This window comes from Halalkalicoccus sp. CG83, from assembly GCF_037081715.1.
Taxonomy (GTDB): domain Archaea; phylum Halobacteriota; class Halobacteria; order Halobacteriales; family Halalkalicoccaceae; genus Halalkalicoccus; species Halalkalicoccus ordinarius.
Map to the genome: position 1 here is coordinate 834475 of NZ_JAZDDH010000001.1, position 26344 is coordinate 860818.

At 65.9% G+C, this 26344-nt stretch carries 27 protein-coding genes and 1 pseudogene; 16 read left to right on the forward strand and 12 right to left on the reverse strand.

Annotated elements, in window-relative coordinates; translation table 11 throughout:
• Nucleotides 1-55 precede the first annotated feature (55 nt).
• Nucleotides 56-1120 carry a carboxypeptidase regulatory-like domain-containing protein gene (locus tag V0Z78_RS04145; RefSeq protein WP_336343359.1) on the forward strand — a complete coding sequence of 355 codons (1065 nt, stop codon included), beginning with the start codon at nucleotides 56-58 and terminating at the stop codon, nucleotides 1118-1120.
• Between the two features lie 510 nt (nucleotides 1121-1630).
• Here V0Z78_RS04145 and V0Z78_RS04150 read toward each other — a convergent pair.
• The 3 genes from V0Z78_RS04150 to V0Z78_RS04160 all read right to left on the reverse strand — a co-directional run bounded on the left by V0Z78_RS04150 (nucleotide 1631) and on the right by V0Z78_RS04160 (nucleotide 3743).
• Nucleotides 1631-1801 (reverse strand): plastocyanin/azurin family copper-binding protein, encoded by a 171-nt coding sequence (locus V0Z78_RS04150; protein WP_336343360.1) that lies wholly within the window; start codon nucleotides 1799-1801, stop codon nucleotides 1631-1633.
• Between the two features lie 383 nt (nucleotides 1802-2184).
• Nucleotides 2185-3432: a PQQ-dependent sugar dehydrogenase gene (locus tag V0Z78_RS04155; RefSeq protein WP_336343361.1), complete on the reverse strand. Its 1248-nt coding sequence runs from the start codon at nucleotides 3430-3432 to the stop codon at nucleotides 2185-2187.
• Nucleotides 3433-3578: 146 nt separating this feature from the next.
• A complete protein-coding gene (locus tag V0Z78_RS04160; protein ID WP_336343362.1) occupies nucleotides 3579-3743 on the reverse strand; it encodes a hypothetical protein in 165 nt (54 codons plus the stop codon).
• 205 nt (nucleotides 3744-3948) lie between these two features.
• Between V0Z78_RS04160 and V0Z78_RS04165 the strand changes: the two genes are divergently transcribed.
• The 6 genes from V0Z78_RS04165 (at nucleotide 3949) to V0Z78_RS04190 (ending at nucleotide 8315) form a co-directional block, all read left to right on the forward strand.
• Nucleotides 3949-4824, forward strand: coding sequence for an SDR family NAD(P)-dependent oxidoreductase (locus V0Z78_RS04165; RefSeq protein WP_336343363.1), 876 nt, complete (start codon nucleotides 3949-3951; stop codon nucleotides 4822-4824).
• Between the two features lie 216 nt (nucleotides 4825-5040).
• Nucleotides 5041-5424, forward strand: a complete 384-nt coding sequence (locus V0Z78_RS04170) for a DoxX family protein (protein ID WP_336343364.1) — start codon at nucleotides 5041-5043, stop codon at nucleotides 5422-5424.
• A 235-nt stretch (nucleotides 5425-5659) separates the two neighbouring features.
• Nucleotides 5660-6487, forward strand: a complete 828-nt coding sequence (locus V0Z78_RS04175; RefSeq protein ID WP_336343365.1) for an SDR family NAD(P)-dependent oxidoreductase — start codon at nucleotides 5660-5662, stop codon at nucleotides 6485-6487.
• 211 nt (nucleotides 6488-6698) lie between these two features.
• Complete coding sequence (locus tag V0Z78_RS04180) at nucleotides 6699-7619, forward strand: 2-dehydropantoate 2-reductase (protein WP_336343366.1); 921 nt, start codon at nucleotides 6699-6701, stop codon at nucleotides 7617-7619.
• Nucleotides 7620-7788: 169 nt separating this feature from the next.
• The gene (locus tag V0Z78_RS04185) at nucleotides 7789-8031 is read left to right on the forward strand and encodes a hypothetical protein (protein ID WP_336343367.1); all 243 of its coding nucleotides are present in this window, start codon (nucleotides 7789-7791) and stop codon (nucleotides 8029-8031) included.
• An 80-nt stretch (nucleotides 8032-8111) separates the two neighbouring features.
• Complete coding sequence (locus V0Z78_RS04190) at nucleotides 8112-8315, forward strand: hypothetical protein (protein ID WP_336343368.1); 204 nt, start codon at nucleotides 8112-8114, stop codon at nucleotides 8313-8315.
• A gap of 152 nt (nucleotides 8316-8467) precedes the next feature.
• Here V0Z78_RS04190 and V0Z78_RS04195 read toward each other — a convergent pair whose 3' ends face one another.
• Together V0Z78_RS04195 and V0Z78_RS04200 are read right to left on the reverse strand one after the other, a co-directional pair.
• Complete coding sequence (locus tag V0Z78_RS04195; protein ID WP_336343369.1) at nucleotides 8468-8944, reverse strand: FKBP-type peptidyl-prolyl cis-trans isomerase; 477 nt, start codon at nucleotides 8942-8944, stop codon at nucleotides 8468-8470.
• Between the two features lie 100 nt (nucleotides 8945-9044).
• A complete protein-coding gene (locus V0Z78_RS04200) occupies nucleotides 9045-9464 on the reverse strand; it encodes a universal stress protein (RefSeq protein ID WP_336343370.1) in 420 nt (139 codons plus the stop codon).
• A gap of 93 nt (nucleotides 9465-9557) precedes the next feature.
• Here V0Z78_RS04200 and V0Z78_RS04205 point away from each other — a divergent pair, with 93 nt between their 5' ends.
• Both V0Z78_RS04205 and V0Z78_RS04210 read left to right on the forward strand, forming a co-directional pair.
• A complete protein-coding gene (locus V0Z78_RS04205) occupies nucleotides 9558-10982 on the forward strand; it encodes an MATE family efflux transporter (protein ID WP_336343371.1) in 1425 nt (474 codons plus the stop codon).
• Between the two features lie 241 nt (nucleotides 10983-11223).
• Nucleotides 11224-12189: a D-2-hydroxyacid dehydrogenase gene (locus V0Z78_RS04210; protein ID WP_336343372.1), complete on the forward strand. Its 966-nt coding sequence runs from the start codon at nucleotides 11224-11226 to the stop codon at nucleotides 12187-12189.
• Between the two features lie 89 nt (nucleotides 12190-12278).
• Here V0Z78_RS04210 and V0Z78_RS04215 read toward each other — a convergent pair whose 3' ends face one another.
• Entirely contained in the window at nucleotides 12279-12617 is a 339-nt protein-coding gene (locus tag V0Z78_RS04215) for a DsrE family protein (protein ID WP_336343373.1), read from the reverse strand.
• A gap of 162 nt (nucleotides 12618-12779) precedes the next feature.
• On the opposite strand from V0Z78_RS04215, the pseudogene V0Z78_RS04220 reads away from it, so the two are divergent.
• From V0Z78_RS04220 to V0Z78_RS04230, 3 genes and pseudogenes are all read left to right on the forward strand, one after another.
• Nucleotides 12780-13922, forward strand: a pseudogene (locus V0Z78_RS04220) (hypothetical protein).
• 206 nt (nucleotides 13923-14128) lie between these two features.
• Nucleotides 14129-14971, forward strand: a complete 843-nt coding sequence (locus V0Z78_RS04225; RefSeq protein WP_336343374.1) for a M55 family metallopeptidase — start codon at nucleotides 14129-14131, stop codon at nucleotides 14969-14971.
• Between the two features lie 184 nt (nucleotides 14972-15155).
• Entirely contained in the window at nucleotides 15156-16175 is a 1020-nt protein-coding gene (locus tag V0Z78_RS04230; RefSeq protein WP_336343375.1) for a glycerophosphodiester phosphodiesterase, read from the forward strand.
• Nucleotides 16176-16330: 155 nt separating this feature from the next.
• Here V0Z78_RS04230 and V0Z78_RS04235 read toward each other — a convergent pair whose 3' ends face one another.
• A complete protein-coding gene (locus V0Z78_RS04235; RefSeq protein WP_336343376.1) occupies nucleotides 16331-17062 on the reverse strand; it encodes an SRPBCC family protein in 732 nt (243 codons plus the stop codon).
• Between the two features lie 396 nt (nucleotides 17063-17458).
• Between V0Z78_RS04235 and V0Z78_RS04240 the strand changes: the two genes are divergently transcribed.
• Nucleotides 17459-17731 (forward strand): hypothetical protein, encoded by a 273-nt coding sequence (locus V0Z78_RS04240; RefSeq protein WP_336343377.1) that lies wholly within the window; start codon nucleotides 17459-17461, stop codon nucleotides 17729-17731.
• 166 nt (nucleotides 17732-17897) lie between these two features.
• Here V0Z78_RS04240 and V0Z78_RS04245 read toward each other — a convergent pair whose 3' ends face one another.
• Nucleotides 17898-18887: an LLM class flavin-dependent oxidoreductase gene (locus tag V0Z78_RS04245; RefSeq protein ID WP_336343378.1), complete on the reverse strand. Its 990-nt coding sequence runs from the start codon at nucleotides 18885-18887 to the stop codon at nucleotides 17898-17900.
• A gap of 121 nt (nucleotides 18888-19008) precedes the next feature.
• Here V0Z78_RS04245 and V0Z78_RS04250 point away from each other — a divergent pair, with 121 nt between their 5' ends.
• Entirely contained in the window at nucleotides 19009-20010 is a 1002-nt protein-coding gene (locus tag V0Z78_RS04250; protein ID WP_336343379.1) for an NAD-dependent epimerase/dehydratase family protein, read from the forward strand.
• Between the two features lie 119 nt (nucleotides 20011-20129).
• On the opposite strand, the gene V0Z78_RS04255 is transcribed toward V0Z78_RS04250, so the two are convergent.
• Nucleotides 20130-20624, reverse strand: a complete 495-nt coding sequence (locus V0Z78_RS04255; RefSeq protein ID WP_336343380.1) for a carboxypeptidase-like regulatory domain-containing protein — start codon at nucleotides 20622-20624, stop codon at nucleotides 20130-20132.
• 117 nt (nucleotides 20625-20741) lie between these two features.
• Complete coding sequence (locus V0Z78_RS04260; protein WP_336343381.1) at nucleotides 20742-21050, reverse strand: hypothetical protein; 309 nt, start codon at nucleotides 21048-21050, stop codon at nucleotides 20742-20744.
• A gap of 186 nt (nucleotides 21051-21236) precedes the next feature.
• On the opposite strand from V0Z78_RS04260, the gene V0Z78_RS04265 reads away from it, so the two are divergent.
• Nucleotides 21237-21977, forward strand: a complete 741-nt coding sequence (locus tag V0Z78_RS04265; RefSeq protein ID WP_336343382.1) for a peptidase associated/transthyretin-like domain-containing protein — start codon at nucleotides 21237-21239, stop codon at nucleotides 21975-21977.
• Nucleotides 21978-22155: 178 nt separating this feature from the next.
• Here V0Z78_RS04265 and V0Z78_RS04270 read toward each other — a convergent pair whose 3' ends face one another.
• Both V0Z78_RS04270 and V0Z78_RS04275 read right to left on the reverse strand, forming a co-directional pair.
• Nucleotides 22156-23835: a hypothetical protein gene (locus V0Z78_RS04270; protein ID WP_336343383.1), complete on the reverse strand. Its 1680-nt coding sequence runs from the start codon at nucleotides 23833-23835 to the stop codon at nucleotides 22156-22158.
• 228 nt (nucleotides 23836-24063) lie between these two features.
• Complete coding sequence (locus V0Z78_RS04275) at nucleotides 24064-25002, reverse strand: TackOD1 domain-containing metal-binding protein (protein WP_336343384.1); 939 nt, start codon at nucleotides 25000-25002, stop codon at nucleotides 24064-24066.
• Nucleotides 25003-25264: 262 nt separating this feature from the next.
• Between V0Z78_RS04275 and V0Z78_RS04280 the strand changes: the two genes are divergently transcribed.
• Entirely contained in the window at nucleotides 25265-26263 is a 999-nt protein-coding gene (locus tag V0Z78_RS04280) for a TackOD1 domain-containing metal-binding protein (RefSeq protein WP_336343385.1), read from the forward strand.
• Nucleotides 26264-26344 lie beyond the last annotated feature (81 nt).

Sequence of the window (26344 nt, forward strand, 5' to 3'; positions counted from 1 at the left end):
TAGATACTTTCATGGTAGAGTGGGTAAAATCCATATTAGATACGTAGACCGTCACATGAATAGAATAACATCTCCGAACCCACGAACGGTCGCAATTCTCGTAGTAATAGGCTGTGTCCTCCTCATCGGTTGTTCCGGGCTAGGTGTCGATGATTCTACCGTAGAAAACAACGAGACCAACGGTACCAACGAGACCGACGGAGCGAACAACACGACCGACGATCTCGCGGAGGCGAACAACACGACTGCTACCCCGGAGGAGACCAACAACACAACGGAGGCGGAGCAAGACCCGCCGGGCGCAGAGGATGGTGACGAGACGAACGAAACCGAGTCGGATGTCAACACGAGCTCCACACCGGAGAACGCCTCCGGGGTTACCGAAACCAACGAGACCGAGGAGACCACTGATACCGACGAAACGGACCAGAGTGACCAAACGGACGACACCGACGAAGCCACTGAGTACGCGAGTCCCGACGACATTCGCGTCGATGGGGTAACCCACATGGAGAGTGACTCCGACCTCGACAGCGATGAGATCACGTTAGCCAACACCAACGATGAACTCGCGCTCCCGATCGGCGGCTGGGAGATCGCGTTCGAGGGGACTGATCAGCGCATCTCCATCGATGAGGGGACCGTCATTGAGCCCGGAGACACCCGGACCATCCAGCTCGAGGACGGAGAAAAGGTACTCAACGAGGACGGCGGGGTCGTTCACCTCTACGACGCGGAGGGGAATCATGTCGGCTCCTGGGATCACGTGGGCTCGCCTAGCAGCCCGCCTGCATCGGATGAGGGAGACGAGCAAGGATACGTTCAGTTCGAGATCATCGATGCAGAGAGTGGTGAAGGCGTCGAGAATGCGAACGTCGTTCTCGAAGACGGAGATACGCAACTGACGGGCAGTACTGATGGAGCCGGAGTGACTACGATTCGAGACATCTCGTATGGTGAGTACGAGTTGACCGTCGAACACGATGAGTATACGACCCACTCCGAGACGATCACAGTCAACGAGGAGACCACTGAGAGGACGATCGACCTGGAATCGGCTGAGTCTGAGGGCGCTGCCGCTCAGACAGTGACTGGAACGATCGGTACTGCTGGCGTGTAACCGGTCTCTCTTCTTCGCTTGGACTTCGGCGGTGAACCCACGCTTCTATCGTACGAGCTCTTCCAATTCGGCGAATCCATTTTTGTATCGACAGCACGAACGACGGCCGTATTCTCACATTTGGGAGCTGATTTCCGATCGAGATCAACGGTGCCGTGTTCGATGCCATCGGCGGACGGCGGATTACCTGCAGAGGCCTGAGACCGCCGCCAGGGCAGGCCGTAACGCGTTCGAGGATTGATGTCTTGCCCTCTCAAACGAGAGCTCGCGACAACCTCGGAGGTCCACCACGGGCTTCGACTGGCGACCTGGCACCCTTGGTGCATGGTGATTCTGCGAACGCGCGTTTCCCCATCTACCTCCCAACTCCGAAGCAACTATCACCGAGCTGCGAACAGCGTTCGTGTCAGGGCCCAAAGTACAGATCTAGCCTTCGTCTTGCTGGATGCCAAGTAGAGACACTCTCATCGCTGCCTCGTTTTGAGAATGCGTGTGGAGTTCGAGAGACGTCTACTCGAGGCCGACGAAGATTGCTCCCTTCATGCCCATCGCCACGTGGGGCGTACAGTAGTACTTGTAAACGCCGGGTGAGTCGAACGTGTGTTCGAATGTGTGGCCGTGGGCGGCTCGCTGGCGGTTGCAGTACAGCCCGCTAATCCTACGGTGAAATGTCGGTAACATCACCAAATATCAACTTAAGACTGAATAAGGATTCTTCGTGTGTTTCAAGACTGACTCTCACGATCAGAGTAGTCACCCCTTCCCCGGTCTCAAGTTGCCTACGAGCGTTTGAATCGTCCGTTCGCCCACTCCGAGCACGCCTTTATCCGCGAACACCGAATCGGCGCAGTCAGGTCCTCACAGAGATCGTCATAGCGGAATATGGGTGGTCTGGTCTAGAGGGGTTCCAGGCGAACTACGAGTGTATATTGTCCCGCGTCGAACCGCCTTCCAACTCACCGCCCAGAAGTAGACGGACTACGCATGTGTGGCTTCGATCCGGCTCCAGCAGATACGCGATATTGATCTCCATCTCCATGTCGTTTCGACACGATCGTCATTTGTTATTCCGGTACCAGGCGAACGAGCGGCGCGTCCTCGGCGTCCACCAGCACGTAGAGGTGACCCGTATCGGGCGCGACCGCGACCTCGCGGATCCGCCAGCCGCGCCCGTCCAGCAGAGGCTCGACCTCCTCGAGGTCGGTACCGTCGACGGCGAGCCGACCGAGGTACTCCTCGGCTAAGTTCCCGACGAGCAGGTCGCCCTGCAGGTCGGGAAACGCCTCGCCGTCGTAGAAGGTCATTCCGGCCGGCGGGAAGCCGCCGGTGCCACACTCCCAGTAGTGGACCGGCTCCACCATGTCCTCGCGTTCGGGGGGTCGGTCGCCGAGCGGTTCCTCCGATCCGTAGTGACAGGCGTAGGTCGCGACGGGCCAGCCGTAGTTGCCCCCCGCCTCGATGACGTTGATCTCGTCGCCGTCCCCCTCGCCGTGCTCGCTCTGCCAGATCGCGCCCGTCTCGGGGTGGAGCGTCATCCCCTGGGGATTCCGGTGGCCGTAGCTGAAGATCTCGTCCTCCGCATCGGGATCGTCGACGAACGGGTTCCCCTCAGGGATCGAGCCGTCGGGCGTGAGCCGCAGCGTGGCGCCGAGTTCGTTCGACGTGTCCTGGGCGACGTGGTCGGGGCCGAACTCCTTGGACTGGCGGTCGCCCGTCGTCATGTAGAGCAGGTCGTCCTCGCCGAAGACGATCCGCGAGCCGAAGTGAGCGTCCGAGTCGACGAACGGCTCCGCCACGTGCAGCACCTCGAACCCCGCGAGTCGCGGCCCGTCGGTCTCGAGCCGGCCCCGCCCGAGATGGGTGGCCGACTCGCCCTCGTCGTTCGTCGCGGCGTAGGTCAGGTAGACCCACGGCTCCTCAGGGAACTCGGGATGCGGCGTCACGTCGAGCAGGCCGCCCTGGCCCTCCGCGTACACCTCCGGCGTACCCTCGACCGGTTCGAGGCCACCATCCTCGCGGTCGACGAGCGCCAGGCGACCGGAACGCTCGGTGACGAGCGCTCGCGAGTCATCGGGCAGGAACGCGAGCCCCCAGGGGTGGGTGAGCCCCTCGAGTACCTCCTCGACCTCGAATCCGCTAGTAGAACCTCCCTCGGTCCCCTCGTCCCCGCCGTCATTGTCGCCACCGTTCGACGCCGAGCCGTCGCCGTCGTCGAAGTCATCGACGCAGCCGGCGGTGGAGAGGACGCTGAGCACCCCGGTGGCTCGCAAAAGCGTGCGTCGGCTGGTGCTGGTGTAGTGTGGAGCGGTCATGGAACGTCCGATCTCTCGGCTCGAGCGTCGGGACGCGACCGTATCACGGTTCCGAAATCACAGCCCGCCCGTGTCCGGTACGTCCGTCGACGCCTGATTCCCCCTCGTAGCGCCCCATCCCCGCCGTCGCTACTGGCTGGCTCCGATTACGTGTCCGGAACCACGCCGACCGCCGGCTTGATCCGTTCCTCACACGAGTGACAGTTCGTGGGATCGAGTTCGTTGCGGAACTCATCGGCCGTCTCGAACGTCTCGAAGACCGACATCAGCGGTCCCGAACCACAGCGGGGGCAGCGTAACTCATAGCCCATAGTCGTGTGTTGCCATACCATGGTAAAAGTCCTTTCATTCCGTTCCGTTGTGTCGGGAGGAGACCGAACGAAACCGAGGCAGCCGACACATCGACAGCTGAAGACGCCTCGATCCGAATGAGGGTGACGACGACACGTCCCCCGGATCGACCGAGCCACGGCGGGCGCTCCCACCGGTTTTGTACCTCGCCCGCGATCACCGACCATGGACCGACCCGGGGACGACCTGACGGTGTTGCTGACGGGCGGGACGAGCGGTATCGGCGCCGTCGCCGCCCGGAAGCTGGCGTCCGAAGGCGCGACGGTCGCGATCGTCGGCCGCGACGAGACCCGCGGTCGTCAGCTCGCCGACGACCTGACGACGTCGACGGCCGGCGCGGTTCGCTTCCATCGAGCGGATCTCGCGACCCAGAGCGCGGTTCGGCGGCTGGCCGCGGAGATCGCGAACACGTACGACTGCCTCGACGTGCTCGTCCACAACGCCGGACTCTCGAAAGGGGAACGCACGATCACCGAGGACGGCGTCGAGCTCACCCTCGCCGTCAACCACCTCGCGCCGTACCTGCTCACCCACGACCTGCTGGACCTGCTCCGCGGGGCGCCCACCGCGCGCGTCGTCGTCACCGCCTCCGGGGTCCACGCCCGCGGAGAGCTCGACTTCGACGATCTCCGGCTGGAGCGGGAGTACAGCGCGCTCGATGCCTACGCCCGGTCGAAGCTGGCGAACGTCGCGTTCACCGTCGAGCTCGCAGACCGGCTCGACGACGGGAGCGCCATCGTCGCGAACTGCCTTCACCCGGGGTTCATCCCGTCGACGGGGCTGTTCCGGAACGCCGGGCTCCGAACGCGGCTGTTCGCGCGGATCGCCGCGGCGGTCCCCGGGTTCGGCACGACCCCCAAGACGGGTGCCGACCGGCTCGTCGAACTCGCGACGGCGCCCGAGTACGGACGCCGTTCCGGCCGGTACGTCGGGACGGACGGTCCGGAGGAGCCCGCGCCAGCCGCGACCGATCCCGAGTTCCGAGAGCGACTCTGGCGCGTCAGCGCCGACCTCGTCGGCGTCGAACCGGAGTGGCCGTGACGGAGAACGACCCTGGTTTCGACGTCTCGTTTCGAGTCTCCACGGTACACGTACACGGCTGCGTGTGGCGGTTCGATCTCACTTTCCGTGAGCCAACGGCCGGTCGCTCCCATCGACTGTGCCACTCCGTGGACGAAACCGTTTCACCTCCGTGAGAAGTATCCGGCAACGATGAATGGAGTCCTTCGCCGGCTCAAGCGCCCATTGGTGTATCTGATGGGATCGGCATACGTCGTCGCGGGCGTCTTGCATTTCGTCGTACCCGAGCTCTACGTCCAGATCGTCCCACCGGTCTTTCCAGCAGCGCTTGCACTCGTCTATCTGTCCGGACTCGCCGAAATAGCCGTCGGGATCGGGCTCTTGATTCCTCGCACTCGACGGCACGCAGCGTGGGCGACGGTTGCGTTGCTCGTAGCGATCTTCCCAGCAAACGTCTACATGGCGACTCACGGGGTCGGTATCGAGGGGCTACCGGGCGGTGGCGATCCCTCCGGCGTCGTTCGCTGGGGACGACTCCCCCTCCAGGGCGTGTTGATTCTCTGGGCGTTCTGGTACACTCGACCACTGACCGGACAGGCCACCGTCGATACTGGCGGATAGCGATCCTCTACGGGCATGTACCGTCCCGAGTGACGCCGACTCACGGACTGATCGTTCGGAAGGGACGCACTCCGGATTCAGTCCGCCCGCTGAATCCCCTCACTACCCAACGCGGTTCGACGGGCTCGTCCGCGTATCGGGTGGTTCGTGGATCCGGGTAGCTCTCCGATCGTACGCTTCTCGTCCGCTTCGCCGCCATACCAACGCTGAGGTGGTACGCGTCCATCCCTCCGTCATGGGTTCGCTCAATCCCGATTTCACCGGCGAAACGGTCGTCGTCACCGGCGGCAGCTCCGGCATCGGCCGCGCGGTCGCGCTGGCGTTCGGCGAGGCGGGCGCGACGGTGCTCAACGTGGACGTCCGCGCCGATCCGAAGGACACGGCCGCCGAGGTACCGACACACGAGGCCATCCGCGAGCGTGGCGGCACGGCGTCGTACGCCGAGTGTGACGTCTCCGACCCCGACCAGATCGACGACGTCATCGAGGCGGCCCGCGAGTTCGGCGGCGCTGACGGGCAGGGCCCGTCCGCTCGTGGGACGTCGTCCTCCGGCGTCGACGTCATGATCAACAACGCGGGCTTCTACACCAAGCGTCGGTTCCGGGACGTCACGCCCGAGGAGTTCGAGCAGGTCCACGGGGTCAACGCCCGCGGAGCGTTCTTCGGGACCCAGAAGGCCGCGAACGACATGATCGAACGCGGCGAGCCGGGCGTCGTCATCAACACGGCCTCGAACACGCAGGGACGCGCCGCGTGGGACCACTCGCACTACGCCGCGACCAAGGGCGCGATCCGGATGATCACGCGCAGCGCCGCGCTCGAACTCGCGGGCGAGGGGGTTCGGGTGAACGCCGTCGCTCCCGGTCCCGTCGCCACCGAGATCCGCGAGGGCTGGAAGGAGGAAGCACAGGAGATGGGTCCTACCGGGGAGACGCCGGATCTGCCGCTGCGGGCGGCGATGCCGGCGGAGCTCCCCGGCGCGTACCTGTATCTCGCGAGCGACGAGGCCTCGTACGTCACCGGCGAAACGGTGTGGGTCGACGGGGGTGGCCACGTCTGTTGAGGGGGTGACACCGGTCGAGATCCAGCTACAGGGTTCGGCGACCGTCGCCGGTCGCCGTCCGACGGACCGCCGAGTCCGACGACTGCCGTTACAGACGGCCGTCTGCATGAAGGAATCCCTCTACCACCCGGTTCAGGTGAACACGGCCTGCTGAACGGAGGCGAGCCGAAACGACGGTGACCTATTTCACCGGTCCGTCCGTACGGAGGACATGAGATTTGCCGTGTTCGGTGCCGGAGGGGTCGGCGGCTACCTCGGCGCTCGGCTCGCCGATGCGGGCCACGAGGTCCACCTCATCGCACGAGGTGAGCACCTCGCCGCGCTCCGATCCGAGGGGCTGCGTGTCGTAAGCGTCCTCGGGGACGCCGCGGTCGATCTACCCGCGACCGACGACCCGGCCGACATCGGGCCCTGTGACTACGTGCTGTTCTGCGTAAAGGCGTACGACACCCGCGACGCCGCCACGGATCTGTCCCCGCTTCTTGGGGAGGAGACGGCCGTCGTGTCGTTCCAGAACGGCGTCGACAACGAGCGATGGCTCGCCGACGCGATCGGAGAGGAGCACGTGGTCGGTGGCGTCGCCTACGTCTTCTCGACGATCGCGGAACCGGGTGTCGTCGAGCACACCGGCGGTCCGGCCCGGTTCGTCGTCGGCGAACTCGACGGCCGACGAACCGACCGCATCGAGACGCTCGACCGTGCCCTATCGGAGAGCGAGGGGATCGAGGCGGTGCTCGCGGACGAGATCCGCGTCGAACTCTGGCGGAAGTTCACCTTCATCTGTGCGCAGGCGGGGATGACGGCGACGACCCGGCTTCCGGTGGGCGAGATCCGCGAGACCGACGCTTCGTGGGCGATGTACCGTCGGATCATGGAGGAGGTGGCCGCGGTCGCTCGGGCGGAGGGCGTCGATCTGCCCGAATCGACCGTCGCCGAGTGGCTCGACTTCGCGCGCGATCTCGATCCGGGGATGTACTCGTCGCTCCACTACGATCTCACGCACGACAAGCGAATGGAACTCGACGCGCTCCACGGTTCCGTCGTTCGACACGCGGACGACGTCGGCGTCGATGTGCCGATGAACGAAGCCGTCGACGCGATCCTGCGTCCCTGGGCCGATCGAACCGCGTGATCGATCGCTCCTAGTTCCCTTCGTACCGATTCCGATACGCCAACGCGATCGAACCAGCCCCGAGCTATCGTCCCGACCGGCTTTTTTTGCGATCCCTCGCTATGAGGTGCGTATGGGGGCGACGATAAACGGGACGGTTCGAGTAATAGGGAATCCGGCGAATCCGAACGTGACGGTCCTCGGATACGCGCCGCTGACCGTCTTCATCAGCCTCGCGTACACCATCGCGCTCGCGCCGTACGCCGTCCTCACCTCGTATGTCTTCCGTGCCGCGATGGTGACGAAGCGAACCCCCGAGGAGGGACCGTTCGTTCTGGACGCCGATCGGGAGACGGCGTACGATCAGCGGTCCGACGGGCAGAACCGCGACGGGCCACCGTTGCTGTTCCGTCCCGACACCCCTTCGAGGTGAAGTGACTACCCCGTCGGAATAGTTACGATAAATACTACTGCCCAAAACGTTATAGATAATTAGCAGTGTTACCATTACCCATGGACGATTCGGTCCCGACGAAACGGAAGCTCTGGACCGCCGTCGTCGTATCGGCCGTCGTCCTCGGCGCGATACGCCTGGCCGAGACCGCCGGCTACGACGGGACCGGTGTCGGTGCGCTCTTCGTCCTCTTCCTGGTCGTTCTCGTGGTCGCTACGGTCGGTGTCGGCGTCGTCTCCGTCGCCGATCGGGTTCGGTCCTGATCCCCCTCTGTGATCGGGATCTCGGACGAGCGGCAAGCACCCTCCCGAGGGCGGCCGGGCCCGGTAGGTCAGCGATGCTCGGGCCCCTCGTTCGAATCGTCCGGACGATGTATCCGCGGAGCAACGTTGCCGCGAGAACGAGCCTTTCCCGATCAGTCGATCGACACGACCTCGACGTCGAACTCGAGGGTCTCGCCTGCCAGCTCGTGGTTGAAGTCGATGCGGACGACCTCCTCGTCGACGTGGACGATCTCCCCGACCTGCTGCTGTTCGGTCTGGATCATCATCCCCTCCTCGGGGGTCTCACCGTCGAGCAGCCCTTCGAACTCCTCTCGGTCCTCCTCCATGATCCGGTCGTCGCTCTTCTCGCCGTAGCCCTTCTCCGGCGGCACGGTAATGGTCTCGGCGTCGCCCTCCTCCAGCCCCATGAGCCCCTCCTCGAACCCCTCGATGAGCTGTCCCGCACCGGGTTCGACCGTGATCGGTTCGAACTCCCGGTCGGGCTGTGCGTTGGCGAGGCCCGCCTCCTCGGCGACGCGCTCGCGTGAGGTGTCGAAGACCATCCCGTCCTCGTCGGTCAGTCGTCCGGTGTACTCGATCGTCGCCTGATCGCCAGGTTCGATACCCATGCGAGGAGGTGCGCCGCCAGCGGGAAAAGGCCATAGATTCGAGCGTCGCTCTCGCCCTCGATTCTGACGCGTTGGCGAGCGCGGTTTCGAACGCCGGGCTTCACTTGACGACGGTGACCGGAACGGGCGAGCGTCTCGTCACCGCCTCGGCCACGCTCCCCAGCAGTGCCCTCGAGATCCCCGATCTGCCGCGGCTTCCCATGACGATCTGATCGACGTCATGCTCCTTTGCGTAGGCCAGGATCTCGTGTCGCGCGTTTCCGAACGCGGTTTCCGTCGCGATCGACGCTCCGTGGCGCTCCGCGATCTCCGTCGCGATCTCGAAGAGCTCCTCGGCCCGCTCCTCGCCCGTTTCCACGACGTGGCGGTAGCTCATCTCGCCCTCGGCGCCGTAGTAGGTGTTCGGGTTGATCACGTGGAGGACCGTTATCTCGGCGTCCGGGAACGTCGAAACCGCGTGCTCGACCGCCCGCTCCGACTCCTCGGACTGTGTCATCGCGACGAGTACTCGTCGTGTCATGCCTCCGGATACACGACCCGGTCGCTAATCGTTTTTCCCGAGTTCGGTGCGCTTCGAGACGACATACGGAAGTCGTCGGTGGCGAAACGGTCGATGGATGAGGGGCGAGCTACGGCCGTGATCGACGTCGTCGCCGGCCTGCTCGAGCGCGCCGGGATCATCGACGCCGAGCGGTTCCACCCGACCAAGGACCTCGCCTGGCCCCGGATCGTCACCGGGTTCGCCATCATGTCGAAACAGACCGCCGACCTCGCGATGGTCGGCGTCGCCGTCGGCACGACCGCCACTGCAGGTCTCGCGTTCGCGCTAGCATATTGGGAGGTAGTGCTGATGCTGGGGCTCGGCCTTGCGGGCGGGACCGTCAGCCTCGTCTCACAGCACTTCGGCGGCGAGCGAAACGACCGCGCGTCGACCGTCGTCTCCCAGAGCGTCCTGGTCGCGCTCGTGCTGGCGACGCCGATCGCCGTCCTCTTCGCCGGGTTCGCCGAACCGCTGATCGGCCTCCTCGGCGCGAGCCCGGACTCGCTTCGCCACGGCAGCGTCTACCTCGTCCTCGTCGCCCCGGCGGTGCCCCTCGAGTTCCTCAACCTCGTCGCCAGTCGGACGTACACGGGCGTCGGTGATACGTTCACCGAGATGGTGGTGCGTGCGGGCGGCGCGCTTCTCAACGTCGTCCTCAGCGCCGCGCTCATCTTCGGGTTCGGGCTGGGCGTCGCCGGCGCGGCGATCGGCACGACTGCCGCGACCGGATCCGTGACGTGCGTCCTCGCGTGGGGGATGGCCGGCCGATCCTACGGCGGGTTGGGGATGGCCCCCAGTCCGATCCCGATCACGGTGGCCGGCCCCTGGCTCGATCCGGGGATCGCCCGCCAACTGCTGGAGGTCTCGCTGCCGGAGATCGGTCGGCGACTCGCGGAGGGGCTCGTCGTCTTCCCGCTGTTGTGGATCGCCGCCACGTTCGGGCCGGCGATCGTCGCAGCCTTCGAAGCGGGTCGCCGGGTGCGCAGCCTGATCAACGGCATCAACTGGGGGCTGTCGCTCGCCTCGAGCTCCCTCGTCGGCCGGCACCTCGGCGCGGACGAGGAGGAGGAGGCCGGCGCCTACGGCGCGGCGATCGTCCGGCTCTCCCTGGTTCTCTACGTCGGGTTGGCCGTCCCGGTCGTGTTGCTCGCCGAGCCGATCGCCGGTCTGTTCGTCACTGGACCGGACGAGACCGCGCAGGCCGCGGTCTTCATCGGCGTCGGCGCGATCAGCTCGATCGGATTCGGAATCGACGGGGCCGCGGCGGGCGCGCTGTTGGGTGCCGGCGACACCCGCCTCCCGTTCGTGGCCTCGCTGCTGGGTCGGTACGCGTTCGCCCTGCCGGCAGCGGCGCTCGGCCTGTTCACGCCGCTCGGGATCGTCGGTCTCTATCTCGCGTTCCTGCTCGAGGCGTTCGTCCCCGGGGGGATCAACTACTGGCTGTTCCGAACGGGCCGCTGGAAGGCCGTGAGTCGGAAGTATCGCTCCCGAGCGTGAAGCTACAGGGTGCATCCAGCCCTCCTTGCCGATCGAAGCCGTTCCACGCGATCCTCGAACGGTCGAGGCGGTGAACGGCGACCCTCCTCGATTTCGTATCGTGGCAGTCGGTTCATCCCTCGGCGCTGGCCGAACTTCCATACCTCGTTCGAGTTCCGGCCCTCCCGTCACCGGGGCGACCCGCTTCGGACCGCCGTCGCGTCGCTCACCTATTTCGTTCTCGGGCGCGACGATCGGGAACATGAGCAGTGGTCCGGAGGTACTCCTCTCACACACGGTCGATGCGAGCCATTGGGCGTCCACCGACGAGCTACGCGAGTCGATCGAACGGGCGGTGCCGGACGTCGATCTCCGGGTCGCACGCACCCCGCCCGAGTCGGCGGAACTGCTCGGATCCGCGGAGGTCGTCCTGGCGGCGTTCCTCCCGAGTTCCTTCCTCGACGACGCGCCGGACCTCCGCTGGGTGCAGGCGCTGTCGGCCGGCGTCGACTTCTTCGACCTCGAGGCGCTCGAGGAGCGCGGGATCGTTCTGACGACCGCCGCGGGCGTCCACGCCGAGCCGGTCGCCGAACAGGTGCTCGGGTACCTGCTCACCTTCGAGCGCCGCATCCACACGGGGATCAGACAGCAGTCCCGGAACGTCTGGGAGCGCTACGAGGGCGGCGAGATCCGGGCGAAGACCCTCGGAATCATCGGGCTGGGTGCGATCTGGGAACGGGTCGCCCACTACGGAAAGGCGTTCGACATGACGGTGATCGGGACGAAGGCCCACCCGGAGACGGCCCCTGACGCGGTCGACGAGGCGTTCGCGCCCGACGGGCTGTTCGAGGTGCTGAAGCGCGCCGACTATCTGGTCGTCGCGTGCCCGCTCACCGAGGAGACCCGCGGACTACTGGGTACCAGGGAGCTGAGCGCGATGAAGTCGAATACGGTGCTCGTCAACATTGCCCGGGGTGAGATCGTCGACGAGGAGGCGCTGGCGTACGTGCTCCAGCAGGACGTGATCCGCGGGGCGGCGCTCGACGTCTTCTCCGAGGAGCCGTTTCCGGACGACTCCCCGCTCTGGAACCTCTCGAACGTCGTCATGACGCCGCACATGGCGGGTTCGACGCCCGCCAAGTCCGACCGCATCGCCGCCCTCTTCGCGACGAACCTCGCCGCCTACGCGAACGACGAGCCCGACGCGTTCGTGAACCGTGTGGTCTGAGACGAACGGATCCCTTCAGCCGACGATTCGACCCCTCCGACGGGGACGACGGGCGCTGGTAGCCGACCCGCCGACGCGTCGTGGCGCTCCTACGGTCGGAGGTACGCGTACCCCTCGGTCTGGAGGCGCGTGGCCTCGACGGCGCCCTCGGGGACGGTCTCGACCCCCTCGATGAGGTCGGACTCCTCGAGGTCCATCGCCGCGAGCGTGTTGCTGCAGGCCCTGAAGGCGACGCCGTCGGCCAGCAGTGACTCCACTCGATCCTCGTAGGCCCCGTCGGTCGTCACCGACCCGATGCCGCCCGCCTGGGCGACGATCGCGACGTCGTCGATGTCGCCGCTCTCGTCGTCCAGCAGGTTTCTGGCGATCTTCAGCGCGGTCTCCTGTTCGGTCTCGTCTCCCGAGACGAGGTGGACTAGCGTTTGCATGCCGTTCGATGGAGGGACGCCACTCGCAAACGCCTGCCGCTTGCGATTACAGGGAGTCCTCGAAGCGACGACCACGCCTCCCGCCGTGGTCGCCGTCCGAGCGCTTGGCTCTCGATCGCGACCGGCGGGAGGGTTCTTGTCGATCGGCGATGTAGGTTCTTCATGTCACTGTACGACCGGGTCGCGGACCTCCCGCTCGAGATCGAGGGGTGCGACCTCGAGTTTCGGGAGCGAAGCTGTGCGGGCGACTTCGCCAGGATAAGCGTCCTCCTGTCGCTTCAGGACGAACGACCGGAGACGCCGGGGTTCACCCGTCCGAGCACCCACGTCTCGCTTCGAGGCGGCGGCGAGACGGGGCTCGGGGAGGACGTCACGTACGACGCGGCGGACCACCGGTCGTTCGTCGAGTCGCCGGCCGACCTCCCGCTCCCGGGGACGTACACCGTCGAGGAGTTCTCCGCCACGCTCGAGGGGATCGACCTGTTTCCGGAGGCCGCTCCCGCACGGGAGGCGTCGCGGGCCTACCGTCGGTGGGCGTTCGAGAGCGCCGCGCTCGACCTCGCGCTCAAACAGGCGGGGATCGACCTCGCCACCGCCCTCGATCGAAGCTACGACCCCGTTCGGTTCCTCGTCAGCACCCGGCTCGGCGATCCGCCGGCGTTCGACCGCGTCGCGAGGTGGCTCGAGATCGATCCCGACCTGGAGTTCAAGCTCGACGCGGCGTCGGCGTGGACGCCGGCGCTCGTCGACGGGTTGGCGGCGACCGGCGCCGTCCGGATCGTCGATCTGAAGGGTCACTACGAGGGGACGATGGTGGATCAGTCGGCGGATCCGACGCTCTACCGGTCGCTCGTCGAGGCGCTTCCCGACGCCCTGATCGAGGACCCGGTCCTGACCGACGGGACCCGGTCGCTGTTCGAGGGGTGCGAGGACCGGATCAGTTGGGACGCGCCGATCACCGACGCCGCGAGCGTCGAGGCGCTCCCATTCACGCCGGAGTGGATCAACCTCAAGCCGTCGCGTTGCGGGTCCGTCGAACGGCTGTTCGGGCTCATCGAGCACTGCCTCGACGAGGGGATCGGGATGTACGGCGGCGGCCAGACCGAACTGGGCGTCGGCCGACAGCACCTCCACGCGCTCGCGGCCCTGTTCTACCCCGACGCGCCGAACGACGTCGCGCCGTGAGCGTACAACGATCCGGAGCCGAGCGCCGGCCTCCCGGCCAGTCCCCTGTCCCCGCCGGCGAACCCTCGCGGACTCGAGTGGAAGCACGCCGACTGGGAGCGCATCGAGTCCCGACAGTGACGTGCCCGGAGCCACGCGTTCGTCGATCGCCGATCGGCCGGTCCGGAGAACGCCGGCGGACTCCTCGACCGGCGACGGGCGTACGCTACGCTCTACCGGGGTACGGCGGATCGCCGGGTTAGGGCGGTCCGTTCGCCTCCGCTTTTCGGCTCCGGACGGCGTCCGGTCTCGAAGCGCTTTCCTCCCCTCCCGGCGGTCGTCCGTACGTGCATCTGCTGGTGATCACGGATCTCGAGGGCGTCACCGGGGTCGATTCGTTCTCACAGACCCGGACGGTTCGCGAGGAGCGCAAGGGAGCCGCGATGGACCGGCTCGCCCGGGAGGTCAACGCGTTCGTCACGGGCGTTCGATCCAGCGAGCCCGGAGCCACGATCGACGTCTGGGACGGCCACGGCACCGGCGGGCTTCGCGAGTCCGACCTCGACGATGCACGGTATCTCGGGGAGGGGCGACCGTACTTCGAGATGGAGGCGTACGACGCGATGGCGTTCGTCGGCCAACACGCGATGGCCGGTTCGCCGAACGCACCGCTCTGTCACACCTACTCCTCGTTGGCGATCGACTACTACAAGCTCAACGGAACGTTCGTCGGCGAGTTCGCCTGCCGCGCCCTGCTCGCGGGACTACAGGGCGTCCCCACGGTCTTCCTCTCGGGCGACGACAAGGCGACGCTCGAGGCCCGCCAGTTCGTCCCCGAGATCGAGACCGTCGCGACCAAACGGGGCTCGGGCCGCGAGTCGGCCGAGCATCGCGACCCCGAGGCAGTCCGTGCCGAGATCCGTCGGGGTGGCGCCGCCGCGGTCGATCGGATCGGCGAGATTCCGCCGTACACCGGGCTGGAGCCGCCCTACACGCTCGAAGCTCGGTACTACGAGCCGCGGAACGTCTCGAAGATCGACCGGACGGCGGGGTGGATCCGGAAGTACCTCCCCCCGCTCGGCGGCTTCGTCCCGGTCTCAAAGGGCGTCACGCGGATCGACGCGCGGACGATCCGCGTCACCGCGGACGACCTCCTCGATCCGGAGTCGTGGTTTCACGACCGACTCTGAGTTCTGGATCCCGGAAGCTCGGAACCCCACGACTCCCGTCAGCCCCACCTCGTAGTTTCCCGCGTCGATTCCGACCGCGCCATTTCCCATCACTGAACCGACTCCGACGGCCGATACGGTCTCCTCCGGAGCGATACCCTCTACTATCACCTAAATTTATCATGGTCTACTCTCGTTTCGAACCATGGTGCACGACCAGCGGGACGAGGAGGCCACCGGGACGAACCGCGCATCGACCAGCCGCCGGACGTTCCTGGCGGGCACGACCGGCGTGCTCTCCGTCGGTGCCCTCGGCACCCGGGCGGCCGCCGAAGAGGGGAGTGAGGCCGGAGACGCGGCTGAGGAGAAGCCCCAGGAACGCGACGAGCCGCTGCTCATCGCCCACCGTGCGTTCGCGGGTCTCTACCCCGAGAACACGGTCAGTGCGGCGGAGTACGCCTCTCACAGCGGCGAGGAGGGATGGCTCGGTCAGCGACGGCCGGAGTGGATCGAGATCGACATCGCCCCGACGGCCGACGGCGACGTGGCGGTCCTCCACGACGACCCCCTGTGTGATCTCACCGACTTCGACGGCGGCCAGGTCTTTCAGGAGCTGAGCGAGACCGTCTTCGGGGCCGAGGTGCTGAGAAGCGGCGAGACGGTGGCGAGACTGGAGGAAGTGATGGCCGTCATTCCCCCGGACATCGGCGTGAACCTCGACGTGAAGGCCGGCTCCGAGGACGTGGCCCACGGGTCGGTGTCCGATCCCGCGGACGAACGGGAGGAGTGGGCGTGGCTCGAGGACGCCTACGCGATCGCCACGGACCACGACAACGACCTGCTGGTGTCGACGTTCTGGGAGGGTGCGCTCGCCGCAACCCGGGAGATCGTCCCGGACGTTCCGGCCGCGTTCCTCCTCTGGGAGTCCCTGTCCGAGGGCCTGGACGTCACGGAGCGGTACGACTGCGAGGCGGTCCACCCGCCGCTGACGATGCTCCTCGATACGCCCTTTTTCGCCTCCGAGGAACCCGAATACGAACAGTGGGTACCCGCCGAGTTCGAGGAGATCGACCTGATCGCCGAGGCACACGAGGCCGGCCGCGACGTCAACGTCTGGACGACCAGGACCTGGTACGAGGCCGAGGTCCTCATCGACGCGGGCGTCGACGGGCTCATCGCGGACCACGACGGCCTCATGGAGTGGGGGGCGCGCGAACGCCGGTAGTTCTCGGCAACGGCGGGCGACCGCCGATCGCGAGCGGTCTACCGGTTCCCGACGCGGAACGTGAGGCCAGCAACGCCGGTGTCTCGATCCGGCCGCGTTGGACCGCGACGGACGTCCCGGAGCCCCTCGCTACCGAGCGACCCTGACCGACGTCCTCACACGAGATCGCCGCGTCCGCGAGCCGAGGGGTTGTGCTCGGTCGAGGGGATCTCGCCGGTCTCGGCGAGACTCTTGAAGCGCCGCAGCGCCTCGCCCGCGACCGCGTCGGGCGCGACGTTCAGCCGCTCGATCACCGACGATCCGAGCGCACCTCCCGGTGGGTCCACGCGAACGCTGAGCGTCACCTCCGTCCCCCGATCGCCCGGCGCCTCCCGGAACCGAAGCGAACCCTCGCCGGACACCCTCGAACCCTCGAGGGACTCCCAGCGGAGGAGCTCGCCCGGCCGTTCCTCGACGATCCGAGTCTCCCACTCCACGCTCCGTCCGAGCGGAGCGTCCACCGTCCAGCGCTGACGGTCGTCGTTCGCGTCGCTCACCTCGCCCGCCCGCCCCACGATTCGCGATAGCTGCTGGGGATCCCGCCAGATCTCGTAGAGTTCGTCCGCGGGTCTCCCGACGGTGACCGATCGTTCCACCTCTACCCCGCTCTCGCGGCCTTCGGCGGCGTCTCCGGCGCTCGTCCCGGGAGTGGACGGACGGTCGCTCCCGCGAACGCCCCGGTAGAGCAGCACCCCGCCGGCGAGCGCCGCTACCGTTCCGACGACCGAGCGTCGTCCGAGGCCGTACAACACGAGCGCCCCGCCGAGCGCCGTGGAGGCGATCCGCTCCCAGCCTCCTGGATCGGCGTCGATCGACTTCGAGGCTCGCTCCTCCGGGTGAGCGGTCATGCTACCGCCCCCTCTCGGCGATCCGACACGGCGGCCCTCACGCCGCCGTCGCGGTGGTCGATCCTGGTTCCGGAACCCGTCACTCCGATCGTCGTACCGCGGTTGCGGTGGTGGATGCTCCAGTTCATCGCTGTGTGTTACCGCCGCTCGAGGAGGTAGTGTGTGGAGTCGGCTCTTGGCCGTTGTGCCTGCAGATGCGACGGTCAGGGCCCGGTCCGGGATCGAACGACGGCTCGACCCGTTCCCGCCCCCGTCCGGACTCGGGAGCAGTCCGCGATGCGGCGGTGCCGACGAGCGAAGTACCCGACGCGTGAGGAGGCGACGAACGCGCGTTCTCCGACGGACGATCAACTCAAAAAGGATAAAATTTATTACATAACGGTCATACTAAGCGTCATGAGCATCGCCGTGCCCGACGCGAAACTGATCGAGGAGGCGGAACTCCAGGTGAACGAGGCCGAGTACGCGGGCGCGTGGTCGACCTATCGCGAGCTCCGCGAGTCGGTGGACGACGCCGATCACGACGAACGGACGCTTCGGGTGCTGGACGAGGCCGAGCAGGCCGCCGAGGCGTCGTTCCGAACCGGCGCGGTGGGCTTCGAGAGCCGGATGCGAACGCTGCTGTTCGTCGCCCGACGGCTCGCCGAGGCGGCCGAAGCGCAGCCGTAGGACCGTTCGAGAGGCCGGTATACGGCACCGTCGACGCGCTCGGGAGGCCGATCGGTACCGGATCGACCGGCTTCCAGCGACTTCCTCGGGAGCGTGGTTCACAGCCGCGAGTTGGCCGTTCCGAGCAGGCGACCGCCGATCGATCCACGACTCGTCGGTCCGTCCCTCAGACGTTCGGCAGCACCTCGTCGCCCATCAGCTCGATCGACTCGCAGGCGCGCTCGTAGGGGAGGCCGGGCCAGTGCGAACGGACGACGACGTAGCTCGCGTCGAACTCCTCCTCGTAGCGTTCGATCTCCGCACAGACCTCCGCCGGCGTTCCGAGCAGGAACCGGTCCTCCGCGAGTTCGTCGAACGGTCTGTGGAGGTCCGCAGCGTCCTCCATCGCCTCGTCCTGCCCCCACGAGATGTACCGTTGATACTTCTCCTCGAGGTGTTCGCGGGCGATCTCGAGCGCCTCCTCACTCGTTGGAGCGACGAACGCCTCGCGGATCGCCGGCACCGCGGTGTCCTCGCCACGGCTCGTTCGGATCGGATCGTACTGCTCGCGTTTCTGCGTCGCGATCTCGTCGATCGTCGAGTGGGGGTTGACGAGCCACGCGTCCGAGAGACGGGCGGCGCGCTCGACGGCTCGATCGGAGTTCGCGGCCAGCCAGACCGGTAGCGGGTCCTCGGGTCGGATCGGGATCGAGACATCGTCGAGCGAGTAGAACTCGCCGTCGTGGCTGACGCGCTCCTCGGTAAGCAACCGCCGGAGGAGGTCGAGCCCCTCGACGAGTCGGGGAACGCGCTCGCGCTTGGGCACGTCGAACGCCTCGAACTCGACGTCCCGGTAGCCTGCCCCGACGCCGAGGATCGTCCGCCCGTCGTGGAGTGCATCGATCGTGGCGATCTGTTCCGCGATCTCGACTGGGTGATGGAGGGGAAGGAGAACGACGCCGGTCGCGATCTCCATCGACTCGACCTCGCCGGTGAGTCGCGCGAGGAAGGGCAGTAGCTGTAGCTGCGTAAAGTCCGAGAGGTAGTGTTGGCCCGTCATCACCCCGTCGAACCCCGACTCGTCGGCCGTCCTCGCGATCCGGAGCATCCCTTCCCGGAGCTCGAGGCCGCTCTCCCGCGTCGCCGTCTGTGGGTTGGCGTACACGCCGAATCTCATGGCGGGGGATCGGTCGTTCCCCGCTTAAGCGTTCGGAGGAGCGTGGCGCGTCCTCCGACGACCCATCGCTGGAGGACGTCTCCGGGTGGCGAGTTATACGGACGGAGCGTGAACTCGCTCCATGCGAGTACTCCTCGTCGGCGGGACGGGACTCATCAGCACGGCGATCACCCGGGAACTCGTCGCGGCCGACCACGACGTCGTCTGCTTCACCCGCGGCGAGTCGGACGCACGGGTCCCCGACTCCGTCGAGTTCGTCCACGGCGACCGAAACGACGTCGAACGGCTCCGCGAACTCCGGGCGCTCGAGATCGACTGTGTGATCGACATGGTCTGTTTCACCCCCGAACGGGCCGAGGAGGCGGTCTCGGCGTTCGGGAACGCGATCGAACAGTACGTCTTCTGCTCGACGGTCGACGTCTACCACCGGCCGCCAGAGCGCAACCCCGTTACGGAGAGCGCCGCCCGCGAACCCGCGGTCAGCGAGTACGGCGCGAGGAAGGCGGCCGCCGAGGACGTCCTGCTCGACGCCCACGGCGAGGCGTTCGCGACGACGGTCATCAGGCCTTGGAGCACCTACGGCGAGGGCGGACCCGTACTCCACACGCTCGGAACCGGGACCTACTACGTCGATCGAATCCGGAAGGGAAAGCCGATCGTCGTCCACGGCGACGGCACCTCGCTGTGGGGCCCCTGTCACCGCGAGGACGTCGCCCGCGCGTTCGTGAACGCGGTCGGAAACCGCACGGCCTACGGCGAGGCCTACCACGTCACGAGCGAGGAGGTCATCACCTGGAACCAGTACCACCGGCGGGTCGCCAGCGCGCTCGGCGCGCCCGAACCCGACCTCGTCCACGTCCCGACCGAACTGCTCGTCGCCGCCGTCCCGGATCGGACGGGGATGCTCGAGGATCACTTCCGGTACAGCACCGTCTTCGACAACGCGAAGGCCCGCCGCGACCTCGACTTCGAGTATACGATCCCTTTCGAGGAGGGCGTTCGCCGGACCGTCGAGTGCCTCGACGCGGAGGACGCGATCGAGCCGTGGGACGACGAGAACGACGACGACCTGATCGCCGCCTGGCGCGATTCGACCGCCGAGTTCCGAGCGCGCCTCGAGTAGTCGCCGAACACCGATGGCACGACTGGCGGGACCAGAGCCGCGATAGGGTCGAACCGATCGACGGCTCGAAGCCACGTCGTCGACGGTCGCGGGGCCGGAGACTCGGGGTCAGAGACGGCTCACGAAGGTGTGTGCAGCGAGGATCGGACGACGACCGTGCTCGTCGGTTCCACGGCCGACGTTCGGGTAACGGTCTCGGATGGGTCGAGTTCGATCGTCGTCTCGGTCCTCTCCTCGTCGACGACGATCGTCTCGTCGTGGTCGGCGTACTCGTCGTGGGTGATCGTCAGTTCGTACTCGCCGTACGGGACCTCCTGTACCGTCGTCACGCCCGCGCCGTCGGTGGTTCCGTCGAGCGTCTCACCACTTTCGTTGGTGAGGACGACCTCCGCGTCCTCTCCCTCTCCGTTTCTCGCGTCGAGGACCATGACCTGGACGTACCCGACGTCCTCGGCGTCGCTCGCCGCTGGTGGCGCGCTAGGAGAGCCGACGTGATCCCACGATCCGATGCGGTCGCCGTCGGCGTCGTAGAGACGGATCACGCCGCCGTCCTCGTTCAGGGCCTTCTCGCCCCTCTGGAACTGGATCGTGTAGGTCCCATCGGGCTCGATCACGACGCCCTCCTCAATCGAGATCCGCTGGTCCGAGCTGTCGGTCTCGACCTCCCAGCCGCCGATCGGGAGCGGGAGTTCGTCGTTCGTGTTCGAGAGGGTGATCTCGTCGTGATCGAGTCAGCTCTCGCTCTCCATATGGGTGACTCCCGCGAGTCGGATCTCGTCGGGACTGGCGTACTCCTCGGCGGGTTCGCCCTCACCGCCATCCTCCGGCGGGGGGCTCTCGTTGCCCTCTTCACGATCGTTCCCGTTCGTCTCGTTCTCTCCGGCGTTCGGTCCCTCCTCTCCGTCGTCATCGGCCTCGCCGTCGGCTTTCTCCAGATCGTCACCCTCGTCGTTCTCGGCGTCCTCGCCCTCGGAGGGACCGTCGGTATCCCAGCCGGCATAACCGACGAGGAGGATGCACGCCATCAGCGTCAGTACCACGATCGTCCGGCCACGGGAGATCTCACCAGGTAACACGTGTCTCAATCCTCTGAGTTCGCGTGGAAGACATATTTGATTCGTTATTCAATCGTCTGCACGAAACACCGAGGTGACAGGTCGCACGATGGTCGCCACGAACTCCGTACCGGATCGGTCGGACCTACAGACACTCCGACTATTACTCGATTGCAAACGAGATTCCATCAACTGTATTTCCTTCCGGAATATATAATACGGTTCCGGAACCCCTCTAACGGGAATCCAATGGAATCCACAGAGGACGCTTCGTCGGACGCACAGTCGCCGACGCCTGGTCCGAGTCACCCGGTCTCCAGACGCGATGTCGTCATCGGGAGCGGTGTCGCAGCGGGAATGCTGTCCATCGGGGTCAGCCCTACAAGGGCGGACGACTCCGAGGACGGCTCGGACGGTGTCGATACGAGATGTCTCGTTACCGTCACCGTGACCGGACTGGAGGCGGAGGGCCCGATGAGCGACGTTCACGTGACCCTCGGCACAGAGGAGAAGCTGACCGATGAATCGGGCGTGGTGACGTTCGAGGTGGGGACCGGCGCCTACGAGCTGAGGGTCGAGAAGGATCGATGGGAGTCCGTCTCTGAGACGCTGACGGTCGACGGGACGGAGAAAAAGCTGCAGATCCCCCTTCACATCGACTGGTACGACGACCTGTGTGTCATCGTCCGGGACGCCTCGTGTGGATGCCCGATCAAGAAGGCGACGGTCTCGGTGTCGGGTCACGGGTCGGACCACACCGACAGACGCGGGGTCGTGTTGATGATGCTCGAGGCGCAGTTGGAGTCGACCGAGTACGAACTCACCGTCACCGCGGACGGCTACCGGAAGGAGACGCGGCAGATCACGATACACGGCGACGAGCGGCTCACGGTCGAACTGCTGGCGAAGTAGAGTCCGGAACGGCGCTTTCGTCGCCCCAGTGATTGTTCGGTCGAGCGACCGTCGTCGTCGCGGCGAGTGTAGACTACGAATGGAGCGATCCGTCTCCCGTCTTCTCCGAAGAGCATCACCGACAATGGACGACCGTTCGCTCTCTGGGGATCGAGCCACGGGAGGGATCGCTCGAGCCTTAGAACCAGAGCCCGGTGGGCTGGCCGTTGAACGAGACGTCGACGGGCGAATCGGCGCTGAACCCGGTGATCTCACCTGTGAAGATGAACGAGTCCGGCTCGCGCGTCGTTCGGCCCGCCACCGTCGAGTCGCTGATCTCGTCGTAGGAGTTGATCGTCCCGCCGTACGTGGTCGATTTCTCGACGTCGCCGGCGAACTCGAGTTCATAGTTGGCCGTCTCACCCCGACCTTCGATGGTTATCACCGTTGCGCCGAACTGATTGGGGTTCACCGTTTCGCCGTTGATCGAGACGTCGGGCGAGGCGCTGGCGCTGAGGCTTGTGATCTCGCCGTCGATGACGTAGGAATCCGGCTCGTTGGTTGTCCAGCCCGCGACGATTGTGTCGAGGTCGTCGCCATCGTAGGCGGTGATCTCGTCATTCGGATTGATCGTTCCGCCGTACGCCTCGGACTTCTCGACATCACCGTCGACGGAGAACGTGTAGTACGACCGCGACCCGCCCCCGCTGACCGTGAGGATCGTCTCGCCGCCCCCGAGGTCGACCGGGGCGCCGACGCCCGACTCCCGCGGCGTGTCGGGCGCGGCGAACTGGTTGCCCTCGTCGGTCCAGTTCAGCGTGTAGCCCTCGTCGTCTTGCGGGATGTCGCCCCACCCCGAGAGGTTGAGATTGACCTGGCGCCAGGCGAATCCCTCCTGCGTGTTCCCGCTGTTGTACGGCGGTCGTTCCGGATGCGTGAAGCGGTTGTCCTCGATCCAGACGCCCTCCCACGGCACACCCCGAATCGCGATCGTGTTGACCGGACCACCGTCGATGTTCGTCTCGTAGGTGAAGGTGTTGTTCCGTATCACCATCTCACCGCCGGCACGGAGGTCGTAGTTCGGATCGTCCTGATCGTCGCCGACCCGCGCGCTCGCGTCGTTCTCTTCGAGACAGTGCATATCGATGCTGTGGGACTGGTGCTGAGGTCCGAAGACGTTGTTCTCGACGACGTAGCCCGAGTTCCACCAACCGTAACCGGAGATCGAGCGGCGCACCTCGTCGAAGTAGTTGTCGTGGATCTCCCCGAATCCGCGCCAGATGGCCACGCCGTAGCCATAGCCGAGTTGATAGGACTGGTGGACGTGGTTGTGGTGGACCTCCGCCTCGGTGATCATCTCTTCGCCCTCTCCCCGTAGATGAATTGCGTTCCACGTCCAACCCCACAGCTCGCAGTTGTCGATCTCCCCGCCCGGACCGCGGAGCATGATTCCGCGCGCGAGGTTGTCGGCGTAGTCCCAGCGGGTGAACTCCTCGTCGTAACGCGCCCCGCGGATCCGGAGGCCGGTCACGCGTGGGCTCCCGAACGAGTAGAACAGCGTGTACGGCCGGCTCCCGTAGTAGCCCCGGCTGTCCGTGTAGATGAGCGCACCGTCCTGACCGTCCCACCCACGATACGAGACGAGAGTCTTCGAGCCGAGGTCGGTCATGTTGACGCCGGTGAGGTCGATCACCGCGTCGTTCGCGATCGCGATGACGTCGCTGGAGCCGTCGAGCGCCTCGAGCAGCCCATCGGCGGTCGATACCTCGACGTCGGCCTCCGAGGGGTGAAGCTTCCCCGCCGACTCGCTGTACGCTGGTCCTCCACCGATCGGCGAGAACTCCAGGGCGTCGAGGATTCCTGAACTCGAGTAGCTCATCGCGTAGACCCCTCGCCGTCCCGTCGAATCGTCTTCCAGTACGAGGCGTCACCGCTCTTCACTGGCGCCGACATCGTCGCTTCGCTAGTAGTCATCGCCTGTTCATACCGAGATCAAGTATATTATCCTTATTATTATGGTTTGTTATATGGCAATTCAACCCCTATGATTAGTACTGCGTCAAGCATGTTGGCCCGGTCCGCTCGCTGATCGGGGGCCGAGACGGCGTTACGACGAGGACGGGGCAGAGGACGCCTCCGCCGTCGTCCACTCTCTGGTGAGGCCGTTGTCCGGGTGGAGTGCGAGGAGGTTCAGTCCTCTCCCCTCGATGAGCCTCGCCGTCTCCGCGGGAATCGATGGCGTCGTGACGATCACGATCCCGGTGGCGTCCGCGTGCTCGGCCGCCGTTCGGAGGTGATCGAGGTCAGCCGTGGACGGGTCGCCGTGGACATCAGCCACAACCCGCGTATCCAGCAACGGCTCTTCGGCGCGGACGTGAACCGGGTACTCGCCGTCGTCGCCCGCGACCGCGACGTCCACCGCCGTTTCGAATCCACGATTCTCGAGTCGTTCCACGAGTAATTCCCGGGCCCTGATCTGCGTTTCGTACCACTCCTGCCCTCGAGCGGTCAGCGAGTACTCGTAGAGCGTCCGTTCGGCCACTCGCATCGGCGCATACGTGTTGCGACACTCACGACACTGCATTCGATCGTCGGGATCGGCGAACTCGGCCTCGCACTCTCGACAGATGTTCCGTTGGTTGTACTCCAGGTTGGTGCCGTCGACGGCGAGTCCGCAGGTCGGACAGTGCCGGCTCCCGTCGGACCGTTCGAACTCCTTCGGCGGACTCGCATGGGTACAGTCGGCGTGTCGGACCACCGTTCGACCGATCGTGTGCGTGCTTCCACACCGAGGACACGCCCCAATGTACTTCAGATCGGTGCTGGTACAGCCGGGACAGACGTAGGACTTGGTCGTGTACCGCTTGTTCAGGACTCCGGCATCGGCGAGGTCGTCGAGCGTGCTGGTCGTGGGACGATCCCGGTCGTCCAACATCGACGCGGCGGCCGGGTACTCGACGACGCCGTCCCGAATTCGGGGCTCAAACGACGCGTCCGGCTGGTCGTAGAGCCTTGAGACGAGACGGACCTCTCCGGCGGAAGCCATGTCGTCTCCGGCTTCGAACCTATACTATATCAAATTACTCCAATGCCAGCAAGAGCACACAGCGGGACAGTCCGTGCTGCGGCTAACTGGCGGACGAACACGGCCGAGACATCGGCCATCGCGACATTGTCGCACGATCGTCGGGCAAGTTCTCGACGGCGATCGACTCTCGTCCGATCGCGGATTTGCAAAAACCGTCGTGAAGACGAGATGAATAGTAACGACTACGTAGATTCTTATGGTTGAATACGTATGACTTGCTATGGTTAGAGCTGACGCGCTGCGGCTGCTCTCGGCGTTGAGCGACGGCTCGCTCGCGGGTGTCGAACCGACGATCGACGAGGAGGGACGGGTCGAGTATACCGAGGCTCAGCACTACCTCGAGTTCCACGGAGCGTCCCCCCGGGAGACGCTTGATTCGCTGGCCGGGGTGGGGCTGCTCGAGAAGGAGTACACCTCAAAGACGTACGTCTGTCCCTCCTGCCGGACGGGGGGCCTGCAGTTCATCACGGCGTGTCCGTACTGTGAGTCGACCCACACCGACCGGCCCGCGTTCTTCGAGCACGATTCATGTGGTTACGTCGGCCCGTCGACGGAGTTCGAGGAAAACGACCTATCGGACGAACACCGCTGTCCGAACTGCGACGCGCGATTCGACTCCTCGGAGCTGACGATCGAGCGAAAACACCGCTGTCAGGAGTGCGAGGAGCGGTTCGACACGCCCGCCCACCGGCTCTGGTGTCGGGACTGTCTCCACCTCTGTCCGCCCGAGGAGGCGATCGAGAATACCCTTTACGACTACCGACTCTCCGACGACGGCGAACGATGGTGTTCGTCCCAGATCGACGCCAGAGACCTGCTGGCCGACGAGTTCGAATCGCGCGGATTCGAGGTCGAGGTCGATATCACCGTGCGTGACGGCGAGAAAGCGTATCCGGTCCACCTCCGGGCCCAGGACGCGCTCCTCGATCAGCAGCTCGTCGCCGACGTCCACTCCGGCGTGGACGCGGGGGACGTCCGCTACATCGACCTAGTCGCTCAGCGACTCGAGGCCCGACCGCTGGTGCTCTCGGTCGACGACGACCCCTCGACGGAGCTGCTGCGAACGGCGACCGAGCAGGGAGTGACGATTCTCCGACTCGAACGGGACGACTCGATAACGCGTCCGTCGGCGGTCGAGGTCGAGACCGAGTCCGGGTCGAACCTCGTAAAGCGCGTTACGTCGGCGTTCGACCTGTCGTCCTGGAAGCGGACCTCCTGAGAGGCCTTCGCTCGGCACCAGTCTCGCTGCTGGTCGAACCGAGGGGCCGGGTGCCTCGGTCAAGGCCGGCGACGTGGTGTC